Genomic DNA, 8,071 nt, shown 5'->3' with positions numbered 1-8,071 from the left:
ATCTGTGGTCAGATGCTCGATGGAACCTGGTTAGTAAAAGCGACCATTTCCCATGGTGGTTGCGTCAGATCAGCCACCTTCAGCCCCGATGGCGACTATGTAGTAACCGTCGCAGACATTGCTCGGGACGGTAGTCGTCGTCAAGCCGTGAAAATCACCGAACTTTGGGTGGAAGATGAACCTCTGAGTGAGGATATATGTCGCCTCTTTTGACCCATGACTCTAAGGTTCCTGCGCCGTGCACGTTTACCCATACCTCTGTTCAGGGTAATTGAACAAAAAATGTCTTCAGTATGTATCATCCATTCTGTTAATCATTTGTTGCAGATAAAGGCAAAGTAAATGCATGGGCTGGCGCCATTTTTGTTAGTTGTTCTTAACAACATGTTATGAACTTTCATCCTTAGACCGACTCTACATGACTGCATTAATTTTGAATTTTCTTTCTCATCGAGAACAACTACTCACTTCGAAGATTCCGAGCATGAATAGACTGGAAAATAACGGCACCGTCGGCGGTTCACCTCCACCAGAACCCTATCAGACTCTATTGGCGCAAGCTCCAACGGGTGTCAGTGAGGGTAGAAATATCACTGTGCCTGACGAGAGTAAACCTTCACTACTCAATTTGACCGTCTTAACACATTTGAAAATTATTGGCTGTTTGAGGCTTAAAGATGTTGCCCGTTTAAAACAGGTGTGTACCTACTTTCGTGAAGTGATTCAAGAAGATAATGCCCTGGCAAAGGCATGGTATCGTCGTTTTCCTTCATCACACCAGTTTCTTTTAAAGACAATCGTCACTGCAAAAGATGATGATCAACTCCGTTGTTGGATGGAGCGGTTTATCAATGATAAGGATTTAATTGAGTCGCTCATAAAGCGCCGAAACAGTCCTTATTTACCTGCTCTGCTTCATTTCACTAATACAGAACGTAAGTCTCAAATTGAAAAACTTAAATCAGTTACAAGAGGCACTATTTTGCATAATAGCCTTGTCTGCTCAGTCGATTTCAGCCCTGATGTTTGCCATATAGTGACCGCCAGTTATGACGGCACAGCGAAAATCTTTGGCCTGGAGGCTGATGGATCATGGAAACAAAAAGTCACCATTCGTCACGACCAAAAAGTAAGTTCGGCCAGCTTCAGCGCCGATGGCCGCCATGTAGTGACCGCCAGTAACGACGGCACGGCAGAAATCTATGGTCAAGAGGCCGATGGTTCATGGGTGCGAAAAGTCATTATTGATCATGAGGAAATTGTTTACTCAGCCGCCTTCAGTCCTGATGGTTGCTATGTGGTGACTGCCGGTAACGATGGCACGGCGATCATCTATGGCCTGGAGGACGATGGTTCATGGGAACGCAAAGCCACCATTTCCCATGATGGTCGTTCCGTCGATTCAGCGACCTTTAGTGCCGACAGTTGCTATGTGTTGACCGTCAGTCGTGATCACACAGCGCAAATCTACGGCCTGGAGGACTTTGGATCGTGGCAACCAGAAGCCATCATTAGTCACAACGGTACAGTCAGCTCGGCGAGCTTCAGTGCCGATTGCCGACATGTGGTCACTGTCAGTAGCGATTACAATGTAAAAGTCCATGGTCAGGAGATAGACGGATCATGGCAAGAAGAAGCTACTTTACCCCATAATCTCTCGGTCAAGTCAGCCAGCTTCAGCCCCGATAGCCATCATGTGGTGACCGCCGGTGACGATAACACGGCGAAAATCTATACCCAGGTCTGTGATGGATCATGGGCAAAAAAGGACATTATTTCCCATAATGAGTCGATTCTATCAGTTGTCTTCAGCCCTGATAGCAGCCACGTGGCGACCGCCAGTGCTGATAACACGGCGAAAATATATAGCCGGAAGGACGGTGAAACATGGGAAGAGAAAAAGACCATCTTCCATGAAAATTGGGTCAGATCAGCGACCTTCAGTCCCGATAGCTGCTATTTGGTGACCGCCAGTGACGATGGCACGGCGAAGATCTATGGATTGAAGGCCGATGATGGATTATGGGAAGAAAAAGTGGCCATTTCTCATAAGGGGTGGGTCAAATCAGCGATCTTCAGCCCCGATGGCCGACATGTGTTGACCGTCAGTAAAGACGGCACGGCGAAAATCTATGGTCAGATGCTCGATGGATCCTGGTTAGAAAAAGCGACCATTTCCCACATTCGTCGCATCGATTTAGCCATCTTCAGCCCCGATGGCGACTATGTGGTGACCGTTGCTAATGATGGGCGGAACAATGGTAACGGTCAAACCGTGAAAGTCATTGAACTCGGGTGAATAATTGGTCGTTTGCTGTGTCTCATGTTGAATCAATAAATGAAAAACCTGCGGGCGCTGCCCCACGCGAAGTGTTTGTTGCGGAGAAAAAGACGGATAGTCCATGGGCTGGCGGCAATTTTGTTAGTTGCTCTTAGCAGCATGTTACTAGCTTCCATTCTAAGCCGACTATGTTTTTACAAAATTAATTCCGAATATCCTATCAAATCGAGGATAAGTAACCACTTAATAGAATCCGGGTATGAACAGAGTAGATAATAACGGCACCACTGGCGGTTCAATTCCCCCAGCACCTCATCAATTTATATTGGCGCGAGCACCAACGGGTGTCTATGCGGGCAGGAATATCACTGTATCTGACAAGGTTAAACCTTTACTGCTTTATTTACCCCTCGAAATACAGTTGAAAATTATTGGCTGTTTGAGATTCAAGGATATTGCCCGTTTAAAACAGGTATGTACCTACTTTAGAGAAATTATTCAAGAAGATTGTACTTTGGCAAAGGAATGGTATCGCCGTTTTCCTTCACCACAACAGTGTCTTCTAAAGACTACTGTCACTTCAAAAGATGATGATCAACTCCGCCGTTGGATGGAGCGGTTTATCAATGATAAGGATTTAATCGAGTCACTCATAAAACGCCGAAGCAGTCCTCATTTACCTGCTCTGCTTCATTTTATTAACACTGAACGAAAGTCTCAATCAAGAACATTCAAGTTAGCCACACAAGTCATCTCACATAATAAAAATGTCCAGTCAGCCAGTTTTAGCGCTGATGTTTGTCATGCATTGACCGCCGGTCTTGATGGCATGGCGAAAATCTGTAGCCTGGAGGTTGATGGATCATGGCAGCCAAAAGTCCTCATTCTTAACTGCCGTTTGGGATGTACAGCCAGCTTCAGCGCAGATAGTCGCCATGCGGTGATCTTCAGTTACGACGGTACAGCGCGAATCTATGGTCAAGAGGCCGGTGGTTCATGGGAACGAAAAGCCATTATTGTTCATGAGGACGCCGTCTATTCAGCCACCTTCAGTCCCGATAGTCGCTATCTGATAACCAACAGTCGAGATGGAAAGGCGAAAATCTACGGTCTGGAGGACGGTGGTTCATGGGTAAAAAAAACCATCATTTCCCATCAGGATGACTCTGCTTCAGCGATCTTCAGCGCCGATGGTCGCTATTTGGTGACCGCCGGTGACGATCACACAGCGCAAATCTTCGGCCTGAAGGACGATGGACCATGGCAACCGCAAGTCATCATTCGTCACAATAGTTGGATCAGGTCAGTCAACTTCAGTCCCGATAGCTGTCATGTGGTGACTGTCAGTGGTGATCACAATGCGAAAGTCTGTGGTCTGGCGATAGACGGATCATGGCAAGAAGAAGCCACTTTAACCAATGATCTGGCGATTCAATCAGTCAGCTTCAGCCCTGATAGCTGCCACATGGTGACCGTCTGTGACGATAAAACGGCGCACATCTATAGCTATGAGGACGATGGATCATGGGAAGAAAGAGGCATCATTTCCCATATTGGTTCGATTCTATCGGTTGCCTTCAGCCCCGATAGCCGCCATGTGGTCACCGCCAGTGCTGATGAAACGGCGAAAATCTACAGCCAGGAGGACGGTGAATCATGGGAAGAAAAAGAGACCATCTGCCACAAAGATTGGATCAGATCAGCGACCTTCAGCCCCGATGCTAGCCATTTGGTGACTGCCAGTGACGATGGTAGGGCGAAGATCTACGGCCTGAAGAACGATGGGTCATGGGAGGAAAAAGCGACCATTTCTCATAGGGGGTGGGTCCATTCAGCAACCTTCAGCACGGATGGCCGACATGTAGTGACTGCAGGTGCTGACGGCAAGGCGAAAATCTATGGTCAGATGCTCGGTGGATCCTGGTTAGAAAAAGCGACCATTTATCGTGCTGGTCCCGTCACGTCAGCCATCTTCAGCCTCGATGGCGACTATGTGGTGACCGTCGCTCACAGTGGTCAGAATGACGATGCTGATGAAACCGTGAAAATCACTGAACTTAGTGTAACTCCTGAATCCGCAAGCCAGGGTTTTTGGTGTAATATCCTCTGATTCTGCTTTTCACCCTGTGAATGCGTCTTTTGTGAAACTCAAAATCGAGCATTCAACTACCTTTATATGGCCAGCCTGGGAATCCCTCAACAAGGTCCGGTAAATTTTTCGATCATCAGCATCGTCGGTCGTGAAACAAAAGGACAAGATTTCTCGACAATGCGTGATCGTGAGATCGAGCCTGGAGTCGTATTGTAAACAGTTGACGTCTTTCCTCACTTGGCTTCTTTTGAGAATATCCTGTGACTATTGATACGGTGTTTATCAAAAACGACAATTGCCGTTGAATCCAGCAATACATGACAAACCTGTTAGCTGTCCCCTGCACTGTGTCTTGAGATAAACAATCTGACCTGTGTTGGACAATGAGGTTGAGCTAGCAACGTTTGAAGTTCCGAAAGGCATTCTGATGAAAATAGATGATGATCATTATTTCACTGAGCGACAGTTTTGATATAACTGTTGCTTTATTGACATTGTAGATAAGTTGCTTATGCTAGTCTGTTGCAAAAATTGGGCAAAAATCATCGACATCACAGAATACTCTGGCTACAGATAGGGTGCCTCCGGTTAGATGTCTTCGGTTTGGTATCCGAAAGATAGCCAGGTTATCTGAAGACTCCTTGTCTTTTTTTGCCTCAAACTGACCTTAATTCATGGATATAAGGAAAAAGCATTTCTCAATTGTCCTGTTTACTATTTAACTAAAGTAACTCCTCTGGATTCGGGTATTCGTCTCATGCATACACCCTACTCTGCAGATAACTATCAAAGGCCTGTCCTGAAGTCTCCCAATGGCTCAAGGAGAATTTTATTGCATTCCTGCTGTGCTCCCTGTGCCTGTGAAATCATGAGTGCCATTAAAGCGTCTGGTTTTGAGCAGACGGTGTATTTTTATAATCCAAATATTCATCCCCTGGAAGAATATGAGTTAAGGAAAAAAGAGAACAAGCGTTACTGTGAAAAAAATGACATCAACTTTATTGATGCCGACTATGATACTGAAAACTGGTTTGATCGGGTCAAGGGGTATGAGGACGAACCGGAGCGTGGAGAAAGGTGTTCAATTTGCTTTTCGATGCGCTTTGAGAGAACAGCGTTGTATGCTTTTGAACATGGTTTTAATCTTATTTCCAGCACACTGGGTATTTCCCGCTGGAAGAACCTTGAGCAAATCAATCGCTGCGGCGTTGAAGCTGCCAATCGGTATCCGGATCTGACATACTGGACTTTTAATTGGCGCAAACAGGGTGGCGCTTCGAGAATGATTGAAATTTCCAAGGATCAGCGTTTCTATCAACAGGAGTATTGTGGCTGTGTGTATAGTCTGAGAGATACCAATCGCTGGCGGATGAGTCAGGGTCGCCCGAGAATTAAACGACTTATCAAGTTTTATGGTGAACACTGAATGGTGCCTTCGTGGGCTAACCACACTTGTTTGATACATTGAGGTCTGATGATGAATATATTTGAAGAACTTCTGCATCGTCTGGGTAGTAAAACCAGAATCCGTTCTCTCTTCAGGGATGTGGGTATGGATGAGATGGAGCGTATCATTAACCGGCTGAATGAGGTGCTGGAAGAAAAAAACCAGGAAAAAGAAGCCGCAGATATAAAACGAAAAGAAAAGCTTCAGAGTGTGGAAGAGATCAAGAAAGTCATGGAGGCCAAAGGCCTCTCGATGTCTGACCTGAATCTTTTGCAAGAGATAGGTAAGGAAGGCAAGCGCAGGAGAAACGTCTCCAAGCATAATTTCGAGTTTCAGACAAACTCCGGCGATACGGTGCGCTGGTATGGCTCAACAACAGGACGCTTGCCAAAAGAGTTTCAGGACTATCTCGATCGTACCGGCAAAAAGAGGATTCACTGCATTGCAGATTAAGGGTAACAGTGTCTTACAGTGGGTCTTGTCAGGCTTGCAAGTGAGTTACCAGGGTACGCATCCATAAAGACAGGTCACTGATGTCGTCCAGAATCAGAAACAGCAGGGCGACATCCACCGGGTCTATCGTGTTTTCCATCAGGCAGGTTTGTTCCCGAATTTCTTGACTGATCTTTCTGAGTTCATCGACATCACAGGCAAGATTTCTCCTGAAGCGACCTTGAGATTGGTTGTACTGCTTTCTGAATCCGCCCTGACTGAGTTCATTTAATTCGATGACGGCCCGCCTTAATTGATAGACAGTCTTGCCAAACTGTCGGGTCAGGTCATTCAGTGGCACGCTCATTTCGGCTGGTAATCGAAGGGGACGATAGCTTAATCGTTCTGACAGTCGAAAGGTCTGATGAGCCAGCTGGTTCTGGGACTGAAGTGCGTCCATGATCACTTCTCTGGGTTGAGCCATCAGTGATGGTTTTTGCAGGCAGAAAAGCACTTCTTGCGCCATTGCTTCCAGTTGATGGGGAAGTTCTTTGATCCAGGAGCTGCTGGCAACGGTCTCTGTGTGTTCAGAGTTAAGGACTTGAATCTGCCGGTTGAGGTGCGTAAGTGCATTCATTACGGCATTGCGATGTCGTAGCAAGGGTTTGAACGGTGAGCCTGAGAAGAGGCTGGCAAAGGTTTCCAGATCCATAAAGGCGTTATCGACCGGACAGGGAATTGCCGTAGTGTGTTGAGTAGATGTTCAGTAGAATTGAGGAAAAGCGCTACCATCAATGGCGGTGCTTTTTCGTTTACGGGCTTCTACGCAGAGAGAAGGTAAACCAGCTATGGTAACGGGACTGGAAAGGGTAGCAGCTAAAGCCCGGAGTAATCCGAAACTTCGACTCACCAGCTTGGCTCATCACATCACACCGGCGAGCCTCTGTTCGAATCTGAATAAGATTCCCAATGGGACATCGCCCGGGGTTGATGGATTGACAATGGAAGAGACGAAGAAAGGCTTCGGTCAATGGCTTGAGCAAACACTGACATCTATTCATCGACAGGGCTACAAGGCACCGCCGGTCAAAAGAGTATGGATACCAAAGCCGGGAAAGAAGGATAAACGCCCATTGGGTGTTCCCTGCATTAATGATCGAGCCTTGAGATCATTTTTCATGTCACCTATAACGGCTAATTTTCAGGATGGTGGGTAACTTGAGTTATTTAAATCAGCTCATTTTTTGTATTTTCGGAGGTATGGCTCCGGCAGTCGAGTTGTTAGTGAACGGATGATTTGATGATTGCATTGTATTCCCACTATTTGTTGGGAAAGCACCGGTTGTTGAAACAACATCGGACAGAAATTTGACAACTGTATGAGCACCTTTTTTTCTTGCATAATCTAATGGACTATCACCTTCAGTTGTTAACTGGTCAAGAGTGAAATCAGATCGTTTTAATAGTAATTGGATGAAACTTAGTGCGTCAGACTCAATAGCTGCCATCAGTACAGTCTTTCTGCAGCCTTTTTTCTGTAGAAGTGTTTTTCTATTGCTGATGGCCTCTTCAACTTTTTCACGTGCTTTATCATTATTGTGATAAGTTTTATTATACTCGCCAATTAATGCTACAATTTCATCTCCGTGGAATTGAACTCCCAGTCTTATATCTTTCAGATGATCAGCCAATGTCTCTATGTCATTAAATTTCTTCTTGTTTAGCTTCCCCTTTAAAAAGCTACGTACTGTTATATCGTGCATGATAGGCTGATCAATATTCGCACCCAGATTGATTAGTTTGTTAATAATCTCAAGGC

8 protein-coding genes are annotated in these 8,071 nt (G+C 45.8%); 6 read left to right on the top strand and 2 right to left on the bottom strand.

Translation table 11 applies throughout. The annotated features are described in order from the left end of the window. The 5 genes from KDK17_RS03910 to KDK17_RS03890 all read left to right on the top strand — a co-directional run. Positions 1-213, top strand: a 213-nt coding sequence (locus KDK17_RS03910) for a hypothetical protein (protein ID WP_257287394.1), incomplete at its 5' end; no start/stop codon positions are given. A gap of 271 nt (positions 214-484) precedes the next feature. Beyond that, positions 485-2,299, top strand: a complete 1,815-nt coding sequence (locus KDK17_RS03905; RefSeq protein WP_257287393.1) for an F-box/WD40 repeat-containing protein — start codon at positions 485-487, stop codon at positions 2,297-2,299. 241 nt (positions 2,300-2,540) lie between these two features. Next, positions 2,541-4,391 carry an F-box/WD40 repeat-containing protein gene (locus KDK17_RS03900; RefSeq protein ID WP_257287392.1) on the top strand — a complete coding sequence of 617 codons (1,851 nt, stop codon included), beginning with the start codon at positions 2,541-2,543 and terminating at the stop codon, positions 4,389-4,391. 739 nt (positions 4,392-5,130) lie between these two features. Beyond that, complete coding sequence (locus KDK17_RS03895; protein WP_257287391.1) at positions 5,131-5,799, top strand: epoxyqueuosine reductase QueH; 669 nt, start codon at positions 5,131-5,133, stop codon at positions 5,797-5,799. Between the two features lie 48 nt (positions 5,800-5,847). Next, positions 5,848-6,273 carry an H-NS family nucleoid-associated regulatory protein gene (locus KDK17_RS03890; RefSeq protein ID WP_257281835.1) on the top strand — a complete coding sequence of 142 codons (426 nt, stop codon included), beginning with the start codon at positions 5,848-5,850 and terminating at the stop codon, positions 6,271-6,273. A gap of 28 nt (positions 6,274-6,301) precedes the next feature. Here KDK17_RS03890 and KDK17_RS03885 read toward each other — a convergent pair whose 3' ends face one another. Continuing rightward, a complete protein-coding gene (locus KDK17_RS03885) occupies positions 6,302-6,964 on the bottom strand; it encodes a DUF47 domain-containing protein (RefSeq protein ID WP_257252873.1) in 663 nt (220 codons plus the stop codon). A gap of 136 nt (positions 6,965-7,100) precedes the next feature. On the opposite strand from KDK17_RS03885, the gene KDK17_RS03880 reads away from it, so the two are divergent. Further along, positions 7,101-7,469, top strand: coding sequence for a hypothetical protein (locus KDK17_RS03880; protein ID WP_257281834.1), 369 nt, complete (start codon positions 7,101-7,103; stop codon positions 7,467-7,469). A 15-nt stretch (positions 7,470-7,484) separates the two neighbouring features. On the opposite strand, the gene KDK17_RS03875 is transcribed toward KDK17_RS03880, so the two are convergent. After that, positions 7,485-8,071, bottom strand: a 587-nt coding sequence (locus tag KDK17_RS03875; RefSeq protein ID WP_257287390.1) for an ankyrin repeat domain-containing protein, incomplete at its 5' end; no start/stop codon positions are given.

Source organism: Endozoicomonas sp. SESOKO2 (assembly GCF_024606245.1).
Classification (GTDB): domain Bacteria; phylum Pseudomonadota; class Gammaproteobacteria; order Pseudomonadales; family Endozoicomonadaceae; genus Endozoicomonas_A.
This window is presented reverse-complemented; position numbering and strand designations above follow the sequence as displayed.

Bases quoted from the DNA above. Each gene is read 5' to 3' on its own strand.
- KDK17_RS03890 (WP_257281835.1), top strand. From the start codon at position 5,848: ATGATGAATATATTTGAAGAACTTCTGCATCGTCTGGGTAGTAAAACC.
- KDK17_RS03885 (WP_257252873.1), bottom strand. From the start codon at position 6,964: ATGGATCTGGAAACCTTTGCCAGCCTCTTCTCAGGCTCACCGTTCAAA.
- KDK17_RS03905 (WP_257287393.1), top strand. From the start codon at position 485: ATGAATAGACTGGAAAATAACGGCACCGTCGGCGGTTCACCTCCACCA.
- KDK17_RS03880 (WP_257281834.1), top strand. From the start codon at position 7,101: ATGGTAACGGGACTGGAAAGGGTAGCAGCTAAAGCCCGGAGTAATCCG.
- KDK17_RS03895 (WP_257287391.1), top strand. From the start codon at position 5,131: ATGCATACACCCTACTCTGCAGATAACTATCAAAGGCCTGTCCTGAAG.
- KDK17_RS03900 (WP_257287392.1), top strand. From the start codon at position 2,541: ATGAACAGAGTAGATAATAACGGCACCACTGGCGGTTCAATTCCCCCA.